This window comes from Kumtagia sp. (assembly GCF_059502445.1).
Window position 1 is genome coordinate 1 of sequence record NZ_JCACER010000095.1, and the last position, 17,373, is coordinate 17,373.

General features: G+C 67.2%; 24 protein-coding genes. 7 read left to right on the forward strand and 17 right to left on the reverse strand.

What is annotated here, in order from left to right:
• A partial coding sequence (locus tag AC5JDC_RS24085; RefSeq protein ID WP_495845308.1) for a hypothetical protein occupies positions 1-690 on the forward strand: 690 nt, incomplete at its 5' end.
• Positions 691-782: 92 nt separating this feature from the next.
• Here the strand turns inward: AC5JDC_RS24085 and AC5JDC_RS24090 are convergent.
• The 7 genes from AC5JDC_RS24090 to purC are packed head-to-tail and all read right to left on the reverse strand — an operon-like array spanning position 783 to position 4,193.
• Positions 783-1,430 carry a Pr6Pr family membrane protein gene (locus AC5JDC_RS24090; protein ID WP_495845310.1) on the reverse strand — a complete coding sequence of 216 codons (648 nt, stop codon included), beginning with the start codon at positions 1,428-1,430 and terminating at the stop codon, positions 783-785.
• A gap of 4 nt (positions 1,431-1,434) precedes the next feature.
• A complete protein-coding gene (locus AC5JDC_RS24095; RefSeq protein WP_495845312.1) occupies positions 1,435-1,842 on the reverse strand; it encodes a hypothetical protein in 408 nt (135 codons plus the stop codon).
• Between the two features lie 47 nt (positions 1,843-1,889).
• A complete protein-coding gene (purQ, locus tag AC5JDC_RS24100) occupies positions 1,890-2,564 on the reverse strand; it encodes a phosphoribosylformylglycinamidine synthase subunit PurQ (RefSeq protein ID WP_106770157.1) in 675 nt (224 codons plus the stop codon).
• Positions 2,561-2,794 (reverse strand): hypothetical protein, encoded by a 234-nt coding sequence (locus AC5JDC_RS24105; protein WP_106770156.1) that lies wholly within the window; start codon positions 2,792-2,794, stop codon positions 2,561-2,563. The genes purQ and AC5JDC_RS24105 overlap by 4 nt, the downstream gene beginning before the upstream one ends.
• 35 nt (positions 2,795-2,829) lie before the next feature.
• Positions 2,830-3,087: a hypothetical protein gene (locus tag AC5JDC_RS24110; RefSeq protein ID WP_495845314.1), complete on the reverse strand. Its 258-nt coding sequence runs from the start codon at positions 3,085-3,087 to the stop codon at positions 2,830-2,832.
• A gap of 20 nt (positions 3,088-3,107) precedes the next feature.
• Entirely contained in the window at positions 3,108-3,350 is a 243-nt protein-coding gene (gene purS, locus AC5JDC_RS24115; RefSeq protein ID WP_495845316.1) for a phosphoribosylformylglycinamidine synthase subunit PurS, read from the reverse strand.
• 48 nt (positions 3,351-3,398) lie between these two features.
• Positions 3,399-4,193 (reverse strand): phosphoribosylaminoimidazolesuccinocarboxamide synthase, encoded by a 795-nt coding sequence (gene purC / locus AC5JDC_RS24120; protein ID WP_106770154.1) that lies wholly within the window; start codon positions 4,191-4,193, stop codon positions 3,399-3,401.
• 271 nt (positions 4,194-4,464) lie between these two features.
• Between purC and AC5JDC_RS24125 the strand changes: the two genes are divergently transcribed.
• Both AC5JDC_RS24125 and AC5JDC_RS24130 read left to right on the forward strand, forming a co-directional pair.
• Entirely contained in the window at positions 4,465-4,785 is a 321-nt protein-coding gene (locus tag AC5JDC_RS24125; protein ID WP_106770153.1) for a DUF1476 domain-containing protein, read from the forward strand.
• A gap of 107 nt (positions 4,786-4,892) precedes the next feature.
• The gene (locus AC5JDC_RS24130) at positions 4,893-5,669 is read left to right on the forward strand and encodes an HpcH/HpaI aldolase family protein (protein ID WP_495845318.1); all 777 of its coding nucleotides are present in this window, start codon (positions 4,893-4,895) and stop codon (positions 5,667-5,669) included.
• Here AC5JDC_RS24130 and AC5JDC_RS24135 read toward each other — a convergent pair.
• Positions 5,666-6,892 (reverse strand): MFS transporter, encoded by a 1,227-nt coding sequence (locus AC5JDC_RS24135; protein ID WP_495845320.1) that lies wholly within the window; start codon positions 6,890-6,892, stop codon positions 5,666-5,668. The genes AC5JDC_RS24130 and AC5JDC_RS24135 overlap by 4 nt on opposite strands.
• 74 nt (positions 6,893-6,966) lie before the next feature.
• On the opposite strand from AC5JDC_RS24135, the gene AC5JDC_RS24140 reads away from it, so the two are divergent.
• Positions 6,967-7,950, forward strand: coding sequence for an AraC family transcriptional regulator (locus AC5JDC_RS24140; protein WP_495845323.1), 984 nt, complete (start codon positions 6,967-6,969; stop codon positions 7,948-7,950).
• 11 nt (positions 7,951-7,961) lie between these two features.
• Here AC5JDC_RS24140 and AC5JDC_RS24145 read toward each other — a convergent pair whose 3' ends face one another.
• Complete coding sequence (locus tag AC5JDC_RS24145) at positions 7,962-9,038, reverse strand: NAD(P)/FAD-dependent oxidoreductase (protein ID WP_495845325.1); 1,077 nt, start codon at positions 9,036-9,038, stop codon at positions 7,962-7,964.
• A 95-nt stretch (positions 9,039-9,133) separates the two neighbouring features.
• Positions 9,134-9,688 (reverse strand): RBBP9/YdeN family alpha/beta hydrolase, encoded by a 555-nt coding sequence (locus AC5JDC_RS24150; protein WP_106770148.1) that lies wholly within the window; start codon positions 9,686-9,688, stop codon positions 9,134-9,136.
• Between the two features lie 197 nt (positions 9,689-9,885).
• Between AC5JDC_RS24150 and AC5JDC_RS24155 the strand changes: the two genes are divergently transcribed.
• Complete coding sequence (locus AC5JDC_RS24155) at positions 9,886-10,779, forward strand: VOC family protein (protein WP_495845327.1); 894 nt, start codon at positions 9,886-9,888, stop codon at positions 10,777-10,779.
• 4 nt (positions 10,780-10,783) lie between these two features.
• Here the strand turns inward: AC5JDC_RS24155 and AC5JDC_RS24160 are convergent, their stop codons facing one another.
• The 5 genes from AC5JDC_RS24160 to AC5JDC_RS24180 all read right to left on the reverse strand — a co-directional run bounded on the left by AC5JDC_RS24160 (position 10,784) and on the right by AC5JDC_RS24180 (position 14,308).
• A complete protein-coding gene (locus tag AC5JDC_RS24160) occupies positions 10,784-10,963 on the reverse strand; it encodes a hypothetical protein (protein WP_106770146.1) in 180 nt (59 codons plus the stop codon).
• 206 nt (positions 10,964-11,169) lie between these two features.
• A complete protein-coding gene (purB, locus tag AC5JDC_RS24165; RefSeq protein ID WP_495845329.1) occupies positions 11,170-12,471 on the reverse strand; it encodes an adenylosuccinate lyase in 1,302 nt (433 codons plus the stop codon).
• Between the two features lie 60 nt (positions 12,472-12,531).
• Complete coding sequence (locus AC5JDC_RS24170; RefSeq protein ID WP_495845331.1) at positions 12,532-13,071, reverse strand: hypothetical protein; 540 nt, start codon at positions 13,069-13,071, stop codon at positions 12,532-12,534.
• A 5-nt stretch (positions 13,072-13,076) separates the two neighbouring features.
• Positions 13,077-13,805: a DUF2259 domain-containing protein gene (locus AC5JDC_RS24175; RefSeq protein ID WP_495845333.1), complete on the reverse strand. Its 729-nt coding sequence runs from the start codon at positions 13,803-13,805 to the stop codon at positions 13,077-13,079.
• A gap of 44 nt (positions 13,806-13,849) precedes the next feature.
• On the reverse strand, positions 13,850-14,308 hold the full coding sequence (locus AC5JDC_RS24180) for a hypothetical protein (RefSeq protein ID WP_495845335.1): 459 nt from the start codon (positions 14,306-14,308) through the stop codon (positions 13,850-13,852).
• A gap of 235 nt (positions 14,309-14,543) precedes the next feature.
• Here AC5JDC_RS24180 and AC5JDC_RS24185 point away from each other — a divergent pair, with 235 nt between their 5' ends.
• A complete protein-coding gene (locus AC5JDC_RS24185) occupies positions 14,544-14,708 on the forward strand; it encodes a hypothetical protein (RefSeq protein ID WP_495845337.1) in 165 nt (54 codons plus the stop codon).
• 14 nt (positions 14,709-14,722) lie between these two features.
• Here the strand turns inward: AC5JDC_RS24185 and AC5JDC_RS24190 are convergent, their stop codons facing one another.
• The gene (locus AC5JDC_RS24190) at positions 14,723-15,229 is read right to left on the reverse strand and encodes a DUF1993 domain-containing protein (RefSeq protein WP_495845341.1); all 507 of its coding nucleotides are present in this window, start codon (positions 15,227-15,229) and stop codon (positions 14,723-14,725) included.
• A gap of 127 nt (positions 15,230-15,356) precedes the next feature.
• Between AC5JDC_RS24190 and AC5JDC_RS24195 the strand changes: the two genes are divergently transcribed.
• A complete protein-coding gene (locus AC5JDC_RS24195; protein WP_495845339.1) occupies positions 15,357-16,403 on the forward strand; it encodes a DUF1176 domain-containing protein in 1,047 nt (348 codons plus the stop codon).
• Between the two features lie 6 nt (positions 16,404-16,409).
• On the opposite strand, the gene AC5JDC_RS24200 is transcribed toward AC5JDC_RS24195, so the two are convergent.
• Positions 16,410-17,279 (reverse strand): alpha/beta hydrolase, encoded by an 870-nt coding sequence (locus AC5JDC_RS24200; protein ID WP_495845343.1) that lies wholly within the window; start codon positions 17,277-17,279, stop codon positions 16,410-16,412.
• Positions 17,280-17,373 lie beyond the last annotated feature (94 nt).

The window sequence follows — 17,373 nt, forward strand, 5'->3', positions numbered from 1 at the left end:
CAACGTCAACGCCGTTCTTCGGGTCTCCAGGGAGTCGGGGTAAAACTGTCCCCGGCACTTGACCCGTCGCTTACCCTTCCCCGCCGCCTCCACCGCGCCATACTCCGGCTGCTGCGCCCCGCCGAAGCGGCGGTGCGGCGGCTCATCGTCGTGGCCGCACGCGGCCTCGTCGTGACCCTGCCGCCGCCCCGGCAGAAACCGCAGCCAAAATTCCGGCCCGGGGCCGGCCCCGTCCGCATGCCGGCGCGGCCGAAAACCCGCGCCCGGCGCGCGACCCTGCCTCTGCTCGATCCGCTAAAACCCTGGAACCGCCGCCCGCGGCGGGCGCCCAGGGGCGTGCCGCGCATCTCCTGTCCCGGCTACAGCGAGCCGTTCCGCATCCCCGCCTGGTCGCCCAAAGATCCGATCGACGCGAGGCGGCTGGACGCGCGGCTATGGGCGCTGGCTGCGGCGCTCGACGACCTGCCCGGCCAGGCCAGACGCTTCGCCCGCTGGCGGGCGCGCCGCGACGCTGCCCTGGCGCGCGAGCGGGAAACCGGCTGCGCGCGCCGGTTCGGCCGCTTCTCGCCGCTGAAGCCCGGCCGGCCGCCGGGCTGGCAGCGAAAAAAGCCCGTTCATGAGGTGCACGAGGTTCTGGACGTCCTGCACGGGCTTGCCCAGTGGGCGCTGGAGCCGCCCGACACGTCGTGATTGCGCCCTCCGGACGCGGACAGCTAAGGTGGATGGCCATCGCGGATTTTTTCGCGGCGTGGCGGCGACGGATGCTGCCGGAAACGGGAATGTCAGGTCAGCCCGGCGGCCGCTGCGCGGCGTCGGCCGATCGCGCCGTCGACGAGCACGGCCAGAATGCCGAGCACCGCGAACAACGCCGCGACCGCAAAGGCCATCGCGGCGACGCCGCCGATGCCGTTCGTGCCGACATCCAGGAACGGGTAGGGCACTTCGCCGGCGAGCGGCGCCCGCGCCAGCACATAGGCGAGATAGGCGAAGGGATAGATCAGCCAGAACGGGATGTCGCGCCAGCGAGAAGACCCATCGGCACCGAAAAGCAGCCACCAGCCGACGAACAGGACCGGCGTGACATAGTGCAGGAGGATGTCGCAGAGCAGGAAGAGCCCTTGCGGCTGCCAGAGATGCGCAAGCATGGTGGCGTAGACGATCAGCACCACGGTCATGGCGACGACTACGCCGGCACGCACCCGCGGCCGGGCGAAGAACGGTGGCCCGTCGCGGCCGGAGCCGAACAGCGACGCCGCGTGCACGAAGACAGCGCCGAAGTTGGTCAGGATGGTGAAGAAGCTCAGGAAGAAGACCATCGAGGCAATCGGTCCACGACCCGCCTCGATCGACGCCGGTATCGTGATCGCCGCCTGCAGGGCGAGGCCGCCCGCCCCGACGATCAATCCTGCGAGCTGGAGCAACCGGCCCATGCGATCAGGCGGCGGCGCCGCAGGACGTGTCGCCCCTGGTCCAGCGGCCGAGATCGCCCGAGATGCGCGCCCCGAGCGGCTCCGAAAGCAGTGGCCCGAAGGCGTCGACCCTGGACGAATTGCCCGTGGCCTGGACGACCAGCAGCGGACGCCCGCCGAAATCCTTGGCGGGCACCAGCAGGAAGCGCGGCTGGCCGGTCATAGAGTTCAGCTCGTTGGCGAAGCGATAGGACCGGAAGGCCGGGTCCTTCGAGGCGAACCAGCATTTGTGCGCGGCGATCGCCACCGTCTCCATGGCGCGCAGCGCCGCGCTCTTGCCGCCGCTGCCACCGCCGCCGCTTTTGGGCGCCTGCGCTTGGCAGGCCGCCAGCGCCAGCACCAGGACGGGCAGGGCGACGAGGACAAATCGCATCGGCAGGGTCCTGGTTGGGGTGCGGGAAGGTCTGGAGGGTAGGTTGGTCAGGCGGCGGCCTTGATGCCGAGCGCGCTTTCGAACAGGCCGCGCCCGTCGATGCCGCCATGCGCCGCCTCGATCAGGTCCTCCGGATGCGGCATCAGGCCGAGCACGTTGCCGCTCTCGTTCATGATGCCGGCGATGTCGTTGATCGAGCCGTTGGGATTGGTGTTTTCGGCATAGCGGAACACCACCTGACCCTCGCCCTCGATGCGGGCGAGGGTCTCAGGATCGGCGAAGTAGTTGCCGTCGTGATGGGCGACCGGCGTACGGATGATCTGGCCGGGCGCATAGTTGCGGGTGAACCGCGTGTTGGCGTTGGCCACCGACATCTTCACCTCGCGGCAGACGAATTTCAGCGAGGTGTTGCGCATCAGCGCGCCCGGCAGCAGGCCGGCCTCAAGAAGAATCTGGAAGCCGTTGCACACGCCGATCACCGGCACGCCCTTTTTTGCCTTCTCGGCGACGGCCCGCATCACCGGCTTGCGCGCGCCGATGGCGCCGCAGCGCAGATAGTCGCCATAGGAGAAGCCGCCGGGGATGACGATCAGGTCGACGTCGGGAATCTCCGTCTCGGTCTGCCAGACGGTGACCGGCGCGTGGCCGGAAATCTTCGTCAGTGCCGCGATCATGTCGCGGTCGCGGTTGAGGCCGGGGAGCAGGACGACGGCGGATTTCATTTGGGCTCGTAGGGTTTTTGCGTTTCGGCGAGTTCGTGAAGATCGAGTCGGCGCTCGATGCGCTCCAGCCGGTCGTCCTGACGGTCCAGTCGACGGTTCACACCGGCGAGCGCATCTTCGGCGCCGGTCATCCGCTTCTTCAGTTCGTGCACGTCGAACTTCACTTCCGCGAGATTGGCGTGGACTAGCTTTAGCATCCCGTAAATCAGGTCGTTCGTCACTTCCGCCATGCCGGCTGCAACTTTCGATGCAGGTTGAAGTCCGTCTACGTTCTCGGATCGAACGGCCGCTGAGGTTCGGCGAGTTCACGCAGTTCAAGCCGATTTTCGATTCGCTCCAAACGCTGATCACTTCGCGCGAGCATGGCATAGATGTTATGAATATCGTTCTGCATGCCAAGCTGCTGCAGACGAATCGAAATCAGCTCCTGCTTGAGTTCGGCCTGCCCATCCTTGAGCTGCCGGACGTCGTGCTGGACGCTCTTCAGAATCTCGTAGAGCAGGTTACCATCAATTTCCGCCATCGCGCCCTCTGGGCACAACCTCAGATAAGCGTCACACTATAATTCTCGATCACCGTGTTGGCCAACAGCTTCTCGCACATGGCCTTGAGGTCGGCCTCGGCCTTCGCCGCGTCCGTGCTTTGCAGCTCGACGTCGAAGACCTTGCCCTGGCGCACCTGGCCGACGTCGGAAAAGCCCAGTGTGCCCAGCGCCCCCTCGATCGCCTTGCCTTGCGGGTCGAGCACGCCGGTCTTGAGGGTGACGGTGACGCGGGCCTTGATCACGGGACTGTCGTTCCTTGACTGACTACGAAGAGAAGGTGAAGCGGCCGCTCAGTGCGGCTTGCCCTTGCCGGTGCCGGAGGAGGCGACGAGGATGGGCCCTGCCGGACGCGGCGGCTCGTTCTCGTTCATGATGCCGAGGCGACGGGCGACCTCCTGATAAGCCTCCACCAGTCCGCCCATGTCGCGGCGAAATCGGTCCTTGTCGAGCTTGTCCTGGGTGGCCACGTCCCACAGCCGGCAGGAGTCCGGCGAAATCTCGTCGGCGACCACGATGCGCATCATGTCGCCCTCGTAGAGGCGGCCGCACTCCATCTTGAAGTCGACGAGCTGGATGCCGACGCCGAGGAAGAGGCCGGAGAGGAAATCGTTGACGCGGATGGCGAGCGCCATGATGTCGTCGATCTCCTGCGGGGAGGCCCAGCCGAAGGCGGTGATGTGCTCTTCCGACACCATCGGGTCGTCGAGCGCGTCGGCCTTGTAATAGAACTCGATGATCGAGCGCGGCAGCACCGTGCCTTCCTCGATGCCGAGGCGCTTGGCCAGCGAGCCGGCGGCGATGTTGCGCACCACCACTTCCAGCGGGATGATCTCGACTTCCTTGATCAGCTGCTCGCGCATGTTGATGCGGCGGATGAAGTGGGTCGGGATGCCCATCCGGTTCAGGTGATTGAAAATATGCTCGGAAATGCGGTTGTTGATGACACCCTTGCCGTCGACGATCTCGTGCTTCTTCTTGTTGAAAGCGGTGGCGTCGTCCTTGAAAAACTGGATGAGCGTGCCCGGTTCGGGTCCCTCATAAAGGATCTTGGCCTTGCCTTCGTAGATTCGGCGGCGATTTTTCATAGCGGGTTCTCTGGATTTGCTGGAAGGCGGATCATAACCCTACCCTCCGAGTCGCGCTGCAATTTCGCGATGATGGGTTTCAACGGCGGTCTCTATCGTAATCGCGGTCTTTCCTCAATTGGCAATTCCGCGCAGTCGACGGCTTTCCGCCGCCATTTGCCGCAGCGCAGCATGCCCGTCGATATTGACCCCGCCGCGGCGTTTTGGTTTGTGCAGCTTGGACAGCTTATATGGGATCCGACGAATCGGATTCCCAGCCGGAGGATTTGCCATGACCAGCATGAAGGACCGCGAGGAAGGCTTCGAGCGCAAGTTCGCGATAGACGAGGAGCAGCGCTTCAGGGCCACCGCCCGCCGCAACAAGCTGCTCGGGCTGTGGGCCGCCGAGAAGCTGGGCAAGACCGGCGCCGACGCCGAGGCCTATGCCAAGGAGGTCGTCGCCTCGGATTTCGAGGAGGCCGGCGATCACGACGTGTTCCGAAAGGTCCGCAAGGATTTCGACGCCGCCGGCGTCGACCAGTCGGACCACCAGATCCGCCGCACCATGGAAGAATTGATGGCGCAGGCCGTCGAAGCGGTGAAGAACAGCTAGCAGCTGTCGCCTGGACCAATCGACCGCCCGCTCGCCGGGCGGTTTTTCTTTGCCTTTTTCGCCGCACCCGGGTCAATCTACGGCCCACCTTGGAACGGAGGAAGCGGATGACCCTGATCGACCGGCTGGCCGAAGACAAGCCCGTCGTCACCGCATGGTCGGGGGTGCCCGATGCGCTGACCGTCGAGATCCTTGCGGCCCAACCCTTCGACGCCGTGACGCTCGACATGCAGCATGGCGGCCATCACGAGGACAGCGTCCTGCGGGGAATCGTGCCGATCAAGCGGGCTGGGAAGCCGGCCATCGTGCGCATCCCGGTCGGCCGTTTCGACATGGCCAGCCGGGCGCTGGATTTCGGCGCCGATGCCGTGATCGCCCCGATGGTGAACTCGGCCGAGGACGCCCGCCGCTTCGCCGCGGCGATGAAATATCCGCCGGTCGGCGAGCGCTCGTGGGGGCCGACCTTCGCCATGCCGCGGTACGGGCAGGGCACGCAGCAGCAATGGCTGGAGGAGAGCAACAAGCGCACCGTCTCCTTCGCCATGATCGAGACGCGCAGCGCGCTTGACGCGCTGGACGACATTCTGGCCGTGCCGGGCATCGATGCGGTCTTCCTCGGCCCGTCCGACTTCTCGATCGCTTGGAGCCGCGGCAAGACCGTCAACTCGACGCTCGAGGACATGATGGAGACGGTGGCCTCGGTGGCGGCGCGCGCCCGCGCCGCCGGAAAGTTCACGGGCATCTACGTCATCGATCCGGCGATAGCCGGCCGCTTCGTCAAGATGGGCTACCGGCTGCTGGCGACCGGCAGCGAGGGCCAGCTGATCGCGCGCGGCGCGGCCGCGCAGCTCGGAGCGATCAGCGAGTCGATCGGCAAGGCCTAACCCGCCCGCGGCAAACTTCTCGCGCCGAGCGAGAACACCAGCAGCGCGCCGGCAAGCATCGCCGTGCCGGCATAGATGAAGGCGCCGAGTGGGCCGAAACCGTCGACCAGCAGGCCGCCGAAGATGGCGCCGCCGGCGATCGCCACCTGGAAGGCGGTGACCAGCAGCCCGCCGGCGCTCTCGGCCTGGTCGGGTGCCGCCCGTACGATCCAGGTCTGCAGCCCGACCGGCAGCATGCCGAAGGCGAAGCCCCACAGCGTGACGGCGCCGGCCGACAGCCATCCGGAACTGCCGAGCAGCACCAGCACCAGCGCCGCCGCGGCAATCGCCAGGGCGCCAGTGCCAATGTCGGCCTTGAGGCTGCGCTCGATCAGGAAGCCGCCGAAGAGGTTGCCGAAGAAGCCGCCGATGCCGAAGGCGAGCAGCACGAAGGAGATGGTCTCGATGTCGAGCGCCGGCACCTCCTCGAGGAACGGCCGGACATAGGTGAAGCCGGCGAAATGGCCCGACGCGATCAGCAGCGTGGCGAGCAGTGCCATGCTGACGCTCGGCCGGCGGAGCATCTTGGCCAGCGACGCCAGGCCCGGCGCGCCGACCGGCGGCAGGCGCGGGATGCTCAGCATCTGCACGACAAGCGTGACCACGCCGATGCCGGCGGCCAGCGCGAAAGCCATGCGCCAGCCCCACAAATCGCCGACATAGGCGCCGACCGGCGCGGCGCAGACGGTGGCGACCGAGACGCCGGTGAAGACGATCGAAAGCGCCCGCGGCATCAGATGGGAGGGAACGAGACGCATCGCCATGGCGCCGGCCATCGACCAGAAGCCGCCGAGCGCCACGCCGAGCACGACGCGCGCCACCAGTAGCGTGACCAGTCCGGACGCCGTGGCGGCGAGAATGCTGGAGACGATCAGCAGCAGCGTGAATGTCCACATCACCAGGCGGCGGTCGATGCCCTTGGTGAGGATGGCGGTGGTGGGCGCTGCGATGGCGCCGACCACGGCCGTCGCCGTCACCGCCTGGCCGGCCGCGCCGTTGCTGATGCCGAGATCGGCGGCGATTGGGGTGAGCAGGCTGGCCGGCAGGAATTCCGCCGTGACCAAGCCGAACACGCCGAGCGACAGGGAGACGACGGCGGCCCACAGCGCCTCGCTGCGCTCGACGGGCTCGTCGGACGCCTCGATTGCCTCTTCGGCGGCCGCGGCGGACAGGGAATCGGACATGGGGTCACTCCAGGAGGTTGTGCAGCGCAAAATAGGAAGTGACCGGTTGGAGCTTCCATGCTAGGGAAGCCAAAATGCTTGATCATTCGTCCAAATCTATCGGGATCGAAGCCGGCGATCCGCTGACCGAGATGCTGCGGGGCTTGCGGCTGGACGGGGTCGACTACGGCCGCTGCCAGATGACGGAGCCGTGGGCGATCCTGTTTCCCGCACAGGCGGCGGCACGTTTTCATTTCATCGGCAGGCATCGCTGCTGGCTGCTCACCCCCTGCAAGGATTGGGTCGAGCTCAAGACCGGCGACGCGGTTCTGCTGCCGCGCGGCGCCGAGCACATTCTGGCGAGCAAGCCGGACGTGAGCGCGCTGCCGATCCAGCGCTACGAGGTCAAGCCGATCTGCGGCAACGTCTTCGACGTCTGCGGCGGCGGCGAGGGGGAGGTGACGCTGCTGTTCTGCGGCAGCATGCATTTCAACGTCGACAGCCTGCATCCGCTGCTCAGCATGATGCCGGACGTAATGTGGGTGCACGAACTGGCCGCGGTCGAGCCGAACATCGCCTTCCTGCTGGAAGCGATGGCGCGGGAGGTGACGATGGACCGCGTCGGCGCCGGCGGCATGCTGGCGAGGCTCGCCGACGTGCTCGCCGCCAGCATCATCCGGGTGTGGGTGGAGAAGGGCTGCGGCGACGCCACCGGCTGGATCGCGGCGGTGCGCAACCCGGATGTCGGGCGCGTGCTCGCCGCCATCCATCTGGAGCCGCACCGCGACTGGACGGTGACGGCGCTAGCCAAGATCATGGGCGCCTCGCGCTCGGGTTTCGCCGAACGGTTCGCGAGCGTGGTGGGCGAGACGCCGGCCCGCTACGTCGCGCAAGTGCGCATGCACCAGGCACGGCAATGGCTGGTGCGCGACCGCATGCGGATTTCGGTGGCGGCAAAACGCCTGGGCTACGATTCGGAAGCTTCCTTCAGCCGCGCCTTCAAGCGGGTGATCGGCGCGCCGCCCAGCCATTTTCGCGCCGGCGAACCGCCGCAGGATGTCGGACTGGCGGCGGAGTAGACAGGAGCCGGCTACGCAACCGCCGCCCGCCTGAGATCGTAGGGCGCCAGGTCCGCATCGCGTTCACCCCTGGCTATTTCGCGCGCGGCCAGCTCGCCGACCAGCGGCGCCAGCGTGATGCCGGAATGCAGCACCGCCACGTAGAGACCATCGGGGCCGGGGCGGCCGATCGCCGGAAAGCCGTCCGCCGGTGTCGGCCGGTGACCGACCGTCAAAAAGTCGAGCGCGAGGTTTGACGCCCCGTCGATCATCACCTTGACCTGCTCGATCAAGTCCAGCGCCATTTCCCGTCCCCGCCCCCCGGGATCGCCGCCGGCAAAATCCGTTCCGGCGATCAGCCGCCCTTCGCGCGTCTGGCGGACGTGGAAATCCGGGGACATCACGAGCCCGTTGAGCAGTCTTTGGCCGGCGACCGTCGAATGCGCGATCAGCCCTGCCGGAGCGTTCACGGCGAGGCGGATGCCGACGCTGTCCAGCAGCCGCGCGGTATCGACACCCGTGGCGACGACCGTCTCGTCGGCTTCCAGTCTTTCATCAGTCTGGGTGAGCACACCGGCCACCCGGCCGCCCCGCTCCAGCAGCGCAGCCGCCGGCGTGTTCGGCAGGAAGCGCGCTCCCAACGCGATCGCTCCGGCAAGCAGCGCCCGCGCCGCCGCGACCGGCTCCACCATGCCTTCCTCCGCGACGTGGAGGGCCTGCTCCGGCGGCGCGGTCAGGTTCGGCTCGATGCGTTGCGCCTCCGCCCGGTCGACCCGGCGCAGGCCATACCCCCAGCCTGCGTGCTCGTCGGCATAAGCGTCAAGTTCGTCGGGCGGCAGGTCCCAGATCAGGCCGCCGCACCAGTCGACAGAAAGGCCCGGCACGTCGCGCTCCAGCCGCCGCCAGCCGGCCATGGCGCGCCTGCGGAAGTCGAAATAGAATTTCGGATTGCCCCAGCTCGCATTGATCCAGGCGAAGGAATGGCGCGTCGCCAGCCCGCCGCCGTCGTCCGCGTCGACGATGGTGACGGCGCACCCGGCCTTCGCCAGATGCCAGGCGATCGATGCGCCGACGATGCCGGCACCGACGACGACGACATGTTTGGGCATGCATTTCTCCGATCCAGACAGGGGCGGGTGTCCTAAGGTCGTGGCCGGCGCCGCTCTCCTGGTTCATGCCGGAGCGATCGACATCCAACCGCCGCTCACGCCTCCAGCCGAGTCATGAAATTGGCGAAGGCCATACTGCCTTCCGGCCAGGGGCCGTAGCCGGATTCGGCGTTGATGTGGCCGGCCTCGCCGGCGTGGATGAACAGCGAGCCCCAGGCCGCCGCAATATCCTCGGCCACTTCGATCGGGCAGAACGGGTCGTTGCTGCTGGAGGCGACGATCGACGGAAAGGGCAGGGGATCGCGGGGATAGGGCCCGAACGTCATCAGATGTTTCGGCCGGATCGACGGGTTCGCCACGTCCGGCGGGGCGACCAGGAAGGCCCCCGCCACCTGGCGACTGAACAGCGGCAGCGCCTGCACCACCGTCGCCACGCCCAGCGAGTGGGCGACGATGACGACCGGCCTTTCGGCCTCGTTCACCGCGTTGGCCAGCGTCCGCGTCCAGTCGTCGCGGACGGGTTTCGACCATTCCGCCTGCTCGACGCGGCGCGCCGTCGACAGTTTTTGCTGCCAGCGGCTCTGCCAGTGCTCCGGCCCGGAATTCGTGTAGCCGGGCACGATGAGGATGTCTGCGTCCTTGACCTTCATGCGGCGGGTTTAGCGATACCGGGCAAGGCTGGCAACGTCGCCGCCAAAGCCAGGGGCTGGGATTGTCAACGGTGCTGGCACGGCAGTTCGGCCGGTCGTTCTCGTACGGTGAACACCGTGTTCGCCGTCTGCACCCTTGCGCGCGCGGGTGGAGAGCCCGATGTTGGCAGCGACAAGAAGAGGCGCCGGGGGATCGAATGCGGATATCGCGACGCGGTTTTTGCGGTGCGGCCGGCCTGGTGGCGCTCGATGCGGCGACCGGATTTGCCGGAGCGGAGATGACGATGACCAAACTTCCCTTTGCCGCCGACGCGCCGGTGAGCGTCGCCGCGGTCGGCATCAAGGCGCGCGACGTGAACGCGCTCGCCGACTACTACAAGGATGCGGTCGGCCTGGACGAGGTCTCGCGCCGGCCCGGCGTCATCGTGCTCGGCGCAGGCGGTCTGCCGCTGCTGGAGATCGAGGAGTTTCGCGCCGCGCGCCCCGACGACCCACGCGCCGCCGGGCTTTATCATACGGCTTTCCTCCTGCCGTCGCGCCTCGACCTGGCGAAATGGACTCGCCGCGCCATCGACCGGCGCATCGAGGTGACCGGCGCCTCCGACCATTTCGTCAGCGAGGCGATCTACCTGACCGACCCGGAAGGCAACGGCATCGAGATCTACGCCGACCGGCCCCGCGACGCCTGGAGTTACGAAGGCGGCGGGCTGAAGATCGGCACGGTGCGGCTCGACGTCGACAATTTGCTCGGCGAATTGCGGCCGGGCGACGCTCCATGGGTCGGCGCCCCGGAGGGCAGCATGGTCGGCCACGTCCATCTGCGCGTCGGCAATGCCGGCGAGGCGGAGCGCTGGTGGAACGACGAACTCGGCTTCGACACGATCATGAGCCTGGGCGGCAGCGCGGTCTTTTTGTCGACCGGCGGCTATCACCACCATGTCGGCGCGAACTCCTGGCAGAGCGCCGGCGCGAAAGACCGCGATCCCGACCGCTCGGGCCTGTCCTTCGTCGAATTCCGGTCGAAGACCGCGGCGAAGGAGTCGGTGCATGAGGACCCGTGGGGCAACGTCGTCCGGATCGTGCCGGCCTGACCGCTTACTGCCCCTCGATGATGGTGCGGGATGAGCCGGCGGACGCGTCGAGTTCGGCTCGGGCTGCGAAGAAGCCGTCGACATAGAGAAAGAGCGCCAGCGCGGCGGCGATCGTCAGGGCGCCGGCCGCGAACCACACAACGCGGCTCGGACTGCCTGTGTCGGCTGCCGGATCGTCGTTCATGTCGAGCCCTCCTTGGCCGTGGGACCGCGCCAGAAACGCGGCAGGACCGGAGCCGGTTCCCGGGACCGGGGGGCAGGCGCTGGCGGGCGACCGAGCAGCGGCCCGCTTGGCCGGAGCCCGAGCGTAGCCTCGCTGCTCATGCATTTGACCGAAGCGACCGGCTCTCGGCCTCGCCCTAGACCACGGCGGAGGCGCAGGCCGCCGTTTTACCCGAACACCCTGCGGAAGATCGTGTCCACCTGCCGGGTGTGGTAGCCGAGGTCGAATTTTTCGCGGATGTCTTCTTCGGACAACGCCGCGCGCACTTCCTTGTCGGCGAGCAGTTCCTCAAGGAAGTCAGCGCCTTGCTCCCACACCTTCATGGCGTTTCGTTGCACCAGCCGGTAGGCGTCCTCGCGGCTTACGCCGGCCTGGGTCAGCGCCAGGAGCACGCGCTGGGAATGAACGAGGCCGCGGAACTTGTTGAGATTCTTCGACATGTTGTCGGGATAGACGACCAGCTTGTCGATCACCCCTGTGAGCCGCGCCAGCGCGAAGTCGAGCGTGATCGTCGCGTCGGGACCGATCATGCGCTCGACCGAGGAATGCGAGATGTCGCGCTCGTGCCACAGCGCCACGTTCTCCATCGCGGGCAGGGCGTAGGAGCGCACCATGCGGGCGAGGCCCGTGAGGTTTTCGGTGAGCACCGGGTTGCGCTTGTGCGGCATTGCCGACGAGCCCTTCTGGCCCGGCGAGAAATATTCCTCCGCCTCCAGCACTTCGGTGCGCTGCAGGTGGCGGATCTCGACCGACAGCCGCTCGATCGACGAGGCGATGACGCCGAGGGTGGCGAAGAACATGGCGTGGCGGTCGCGCGGGATGACCTGCGTCGACACCGGCTCCGGCGTCAGCCCGAGCTTTTCGGCGACATGCTCCTCGACGCGCGGGTCGATGTTGGCGAAGGTGCCGACCGCGCCGGAGATGGCGCAGGTGGCGATTTCGGCGCGGGCGTTGACCAGCCGCTCGCGGCAGCGCGCGAATTCCGCGTAGGCCTGGGCCAGTTTCACGCCAAAGGTGGTCGGCTCGGCATGGATGCCGTGGCTGCGGCCGATGGTGACGGTGTCCTTGTGCTCGAAGGCGCGGCGCTTGAGGGCTGTCAGCAGCGCGTCGATGTCGGCCAGCAGAAGGTCGCTGGCGCGCGCCAGCTGCACCGCGAGACAGGTGTCGAGCACGTCGGACGAGGTCATGCCCTGGTGGATGAAGCGGGCGTCCGGCCCGACGAATTCGGCGAGATGGGTGAGGAAGGCGATGACGTCGTGTTTGGTGACGCGCTCGATCTCATCGATGCGCTCGACGTCGAATTTCGCCGCGCCGCCTTTTTCCCAGATGGTCTTCGCCGCTTCCCTGGGGATCACGCCGATCTCGGCGAGGGCGTCGCAGGCATGCGCCTCGATCTCGAACCAGATGCGGAAGCGCGTCTCCGGCGACCAGATGGCGACCATTTCCGGCCGCGAATAGCGAGGGATCATCGATCGGTCCTGCGTTTTGCGAAAAAACCTGCCGCGTCCTAACAGAGGCGGCGGCGCGGCTCAACGTGCGCGGCGCGCGAACCAGAGCGAAACCAGCAGCAGGGCGAGGAAGCCGATGGGGAAATAGAGGCGGACGCCGGTGACGGCGAATTGCACCAGCGCCCCGGCTGTGGTGAAGGCGAGCTGGATCAGCCAGACCGCCGACAGCGGCTCTGCATGCCAGTTCGCGTAATATTGCCGGTAGTCGAGCGCATAGAACCCGGCGGTGATGCCGAGCGTCGCGGCCGTGAAGCACAGCAATGCCGCGGCGAAGCGCGCTTCCGGATGCCGCTTGCCGGCGAGAAGATTGGCCGCGACGAAGCCGAGCGGAAAGGCGAGGGCGGCGCCCAGCGCGAAGACCAGCGCCACCGTGGCGACATGCTGGCCGGTGCCCCAGCCGGCGAGCGTAAGGTTCGTTGCCGCGCTCGCAGCCATCGCGGCCGCCCACAAGACGGCGCCGGCGGTTCCCACCCGCCAGGACGGCGACGCCTGCCTGATGCGCGCGCGCAGGCCCGGCAGCCTTGCGCCGGCCAGACCCGCGTCGATCGGCGCCGCGCTCACGATCCCTAGTCCGGCAGCGTGGTCGCGACGGCAAGCCAGCGATAGTCCGGCCCTTCGAAGCCGAAGGAGCGCACCGAGACGACAATCATCGCGATGCCCGGCTTGCCCTCGGGAAAATAGGTTTGGACGCCGCCGATGCGGTAGCCGAGCGGGCAGCCGCGGCTGGCCGGCACGTCCTTGTCCTCGTGCAGGAGTTTGGTGACGCCGCCCGGCCGGGAATCGACGCTCGTCAGCCGGAATCCCTTGATCTGCTCCGGTTCGGGGCAGAAGGTGGCGCCGGGTTTGGCGGCAAATTCCTCGATGCGGAACTCCATCGGATCGAACGGCCGCGCGAAGGTCGGGCTGGAATTGGCGACGACGCGGAAGGGATCGGCGGAAAGCTCGGCGACCGCGTTCTTCGCCGCGGTGTAGCCGGGGTTTTCCGCCAGTTCGGCATCGGCGATGATCGCTTCCCCTTTCTGGCGCGCCGCGTCGCGGGCGGCCCGCACCGTCGGGCCCTCGTCGTCGAGGCGCACGCGGACCGGCGAGCCGGGCAGGAAGGCGTCCTTGCCGGTGTCGATGTAATAGCGGTTGGCATAGGGGAAGCCGGAGCCGTCCTGGATGCCGTATTCCTCGAAGGCGAAGATCGCGCCGTCGGCGCTGAAGCCGAGCAAGGCGAGGTCGGAGGCGTCGCCTGCCGAGGCGGCGGCAGGCATCGCCATGGCGGCAAGGCAGGCGAGAAGGGCAGCGCGCATCGGCACCTCCGCGATGTTGCGCGACGAGTCTATTGCCGGGTGTCTTAACGTGGGGTGACGGATTTGTCGCCGGGGCGGGCGCGCCGCGCCGCATCGTCGATCAGCCGGTTGGCGACCTGCATGCGGATCATCGCGCGCTCGCGCAGGTGCGGGGCGACGCGGTCGGGATGGTTGGCGAAGGCGAAGCGGCGGCGGATGCGGGCGAAGTCCGCGGCCGCGGCGCGCTCGAGCCCGAGTTCCGCGGCGATCGCCTCCGGTTCGGTGGCGAGCGGAAGCTCCGGCGGGCTCTCGAGCGCCTGTGCCGGCTCGGCGCCCGCCGCATCGTGATATTCCGCGGCCACCGCCTCGTCGGAAACGCGGATGCGGCCGGAATGCAGCTCTTCGGCGACGGCGAGATAGTCGAACGGAATGGACGGCGCGGCCGCCGCCGCTACCGACTGATCGCGCGTGGCGATCAGCTCGTCCAGGAGCGACGCAAAATCCTTGTTCGCCAGCATTGCCATGACAGGTTGTAAGCCGTGACTGCCCTCTATACCGGACGATCTATAGCCGGAGCGTTAAGATTCCGATGGAAGCGTCCGGTGGAATTGAGACAATTGCGCGGCATCGGCCGCTCCGGCTGCGCCCATTTGTCGCCGCCGCGCAACGCATGGCTGCCCTGCGTCATGCTGCACTGCACAATCGTCACGAATCGCCTATATAGTGTGATCGGGAGGAACAGATCAAAAGAGCCTTGTCATGGGTTTCTTCACAGAACTCTTCTCCCGTCCGCGGCCGCGCGATATCGGCCGTATCCGCGTCGCCCGCGCCATCATCGAATCGCTCAGCGAGACGGGCCGCACCGACACCGACGTGCGGCCTGCCGATTTTCCGCGGCTGCCGCGCCGCTTCGCCGAGGCGTAAGGGCAGGCGGGCCATCAGTCGCGCCGGAGAAAATCCGGCTTGCCCAGCGGTACGCCATTGTGCCGCAGGATGCCGTACGCCGTGGTCACGTGGAAATAGAAGTTCGGCAGCGCGAAATGCAACAGGTAGTCCGCGCCCGTGAATGACAGGTCGCGCGTCCGCCCCTTGATCTCGATCGCCCGTTCCTCGCTGCCGTCGATCTCCGCCGGCTCGAAGGTGTCGAGCAGGTCGAGCGTGCGGGCAATCCGTGCCTGCAACTCTGGAAACGACTTCTCGACGTCCTCGAACCGGACGATGTCCCGCTCCGCCAAGCGCGAAGGCGCGCCTTTCGCATGGTCGGTGGCGATCTGCACCTGCTGCGTCAGCGACAGCATGTCGGGCGCCAGGCGCGCCGCCAGCAACACGGCCGGATCGATCTTGCGTTCTGCCGCGTTGGCCTCGGCGATCCGCAGGCAGTGCGCAAGGCCCTTGAGCCGCGCCTGGAACACAGGCACGCTGGCCCGGTACATGGACATGGTCATGAGAATTCCTCCGCCGGGCCGGAGCGGCCCCAGGCGCAGATAGGGATGCGCGGGCCGATAGCGCAAGTGCCATGGCGCTGCCGCATTCCGTGGCGAGGCTGAAGGTCCGACCTGCGGAGATTCGGCGATGCGGACGGCATTTTGCACCTCGGCGTTCTCGCTGCTTGCGGCGACCGCGAGCTTCGCCCAGACCGTCGAGCCGCCTGCCTATCTCGACGATCGCTCCGACGCGGCTGGGATCGTCAAATCCTTCTACAACGCCATCGACCGGGGCGAATTCGCCCGCGCCTGGGACTATTTCGGCGACAAGAAGCCGTCGAAGGATTTCGCGACATTCGCCAAGGGCTATGAGAACACCGTTTCGGTGCAGGTCGTGACCGGCGAGCCGGGCGCCGAGGGCGCGGCCGGCAGCACCTTCTTCGCGCTTCCCGTCGCCATCCTGGCGACCAACAAGGACGGCAGCGAGCAGGTCTTCGCCGGCTGCTATACGGCGCGCCTCGTCAATCCGCAGATCCAGGAGCCGCCGTTCCGCGGCATGATCATCGAGAGCGCCGAGCTGAAGCCGTCCGAGCAGCCGTTCGAGGAAAAGCTGCCGCCGAAATGCGGCGACGGGCCTGCGCCGGAGCCGCGCGACGCCGTGCTCGAGCAGGCGCGAAAAGCTTTCGCGGCGCTGCATGCGTCGGAATGCTCGGCGATCCGGCCGGACGGCAGCACCGACGCGCCGGAGAGCTACACGATTCCGTTCCGCTACACGTCGGGCTCCGAGGACGATCCGGAAAGCACGGCGCGGCTGCTCCGCTTCTACTGCGGCGCCGGCGCCTACAACGAGAGCCACGTCTATTACCTGCACACCGAGGTCGAGGGCCTGCGCGAGTTGCACTTCGCCACGCCGGAGCTCGACATCCGCTACGAGAACGACGATTCCGAAGGCAAGGTCGAGAGCATGACGATCATCGGCTACCGCACCGACGATGCGCTGGTGAACTCCTTCTACGACGACGCCAGCAAGAGCATCACGTCGGCTGCCAAATGGCGCGGCGTCGGCGATGCCTCGTCCTCCGGCACCTGGATGTTGCGGGACGGCACGTTCACGCTGGTCAAATACGACGTCGACGCCTCCTATGACGGCGAGATCAATCCCGAGACGGTGCTGGATTTCCATACCGGGCCGTGAGCCGCTTCACGGCTGCCGCGACAGCATCCAGTCGAGCGTGTCGCGCCAGTCGCTCATGCGGATCGGCGTACCGTGCGTTCCGGTCTGGAAGCGCACGAAGCGGGCGGGATAACCCGGCGTCCTGGCAAGGATCGAGCGGAAGAAGGCTTCCTGCTTGTCGACCGGAAAAACCGTGTCGCGGCTGCCATGGCCGAAGAACACCGGCACCTTGCGCCTGAAGGCGGCGCTGGCGAGAAAAGTCTCGTCCCAATGCGAGCCGAGCAGCAGCAGGCCGGACAGGCGGCCGGCAACCGCCTTGTCGTCGGCGAGCCGCCAGCACAGAGCGCCGCCCATCGAGCCGCAGGCGACGAAGATCTTTGCCGAAGGCGACTGCCCGGCATAGTGGGCGATCAGCGCCGACACCTGCGCCGCGCCCTTGGCGCCGAAGTCGGAAAAATCCGGCGAGAGATAGAGCCCGCCATTACCGGCCATCAGGTTCTTGATGCGGTTGAAATTGCCGCCGAAGGTGAAGTCGTCTACGCCCTGCTTGCGGCTGCCGCCCTGGCCGTGCAGGTAGATTGCGATGAAGCGCGCATTCGCGGGCGTGCCCACCGCGAAATGGCGGATGTTTCCCGCGTCGGTGCGCAGCACGAGATCCTTCTGCACCTTGCGCACGCCGGTCGAGACATATTTGCCGCGCGCCCGTCGTTCCGGAATCTCGTCGCGGGCATCGATGTCGCGCGCCTCCTTGTAGTCGACCACACTGTAGGCGCCGCCGTCCTCGCTCTTCAGGATGCCGGGATAGGCGAACAGCTCGTCCTTGAAGGGTTTTAGGGATTGGGCCGAGGCGGCGGCGGTGAGAAGCGCAAGGCAAGCAGCTAGAAGAAGCGTCCGCAGCGTTCCTCGTCCAGCCGTATCGGAGGTATCGGTGCTCCTTCGCACCCCCCTCTGTCCTGCCGGACATCTCCCCCGCAAGGGGGGAGATTGGCAG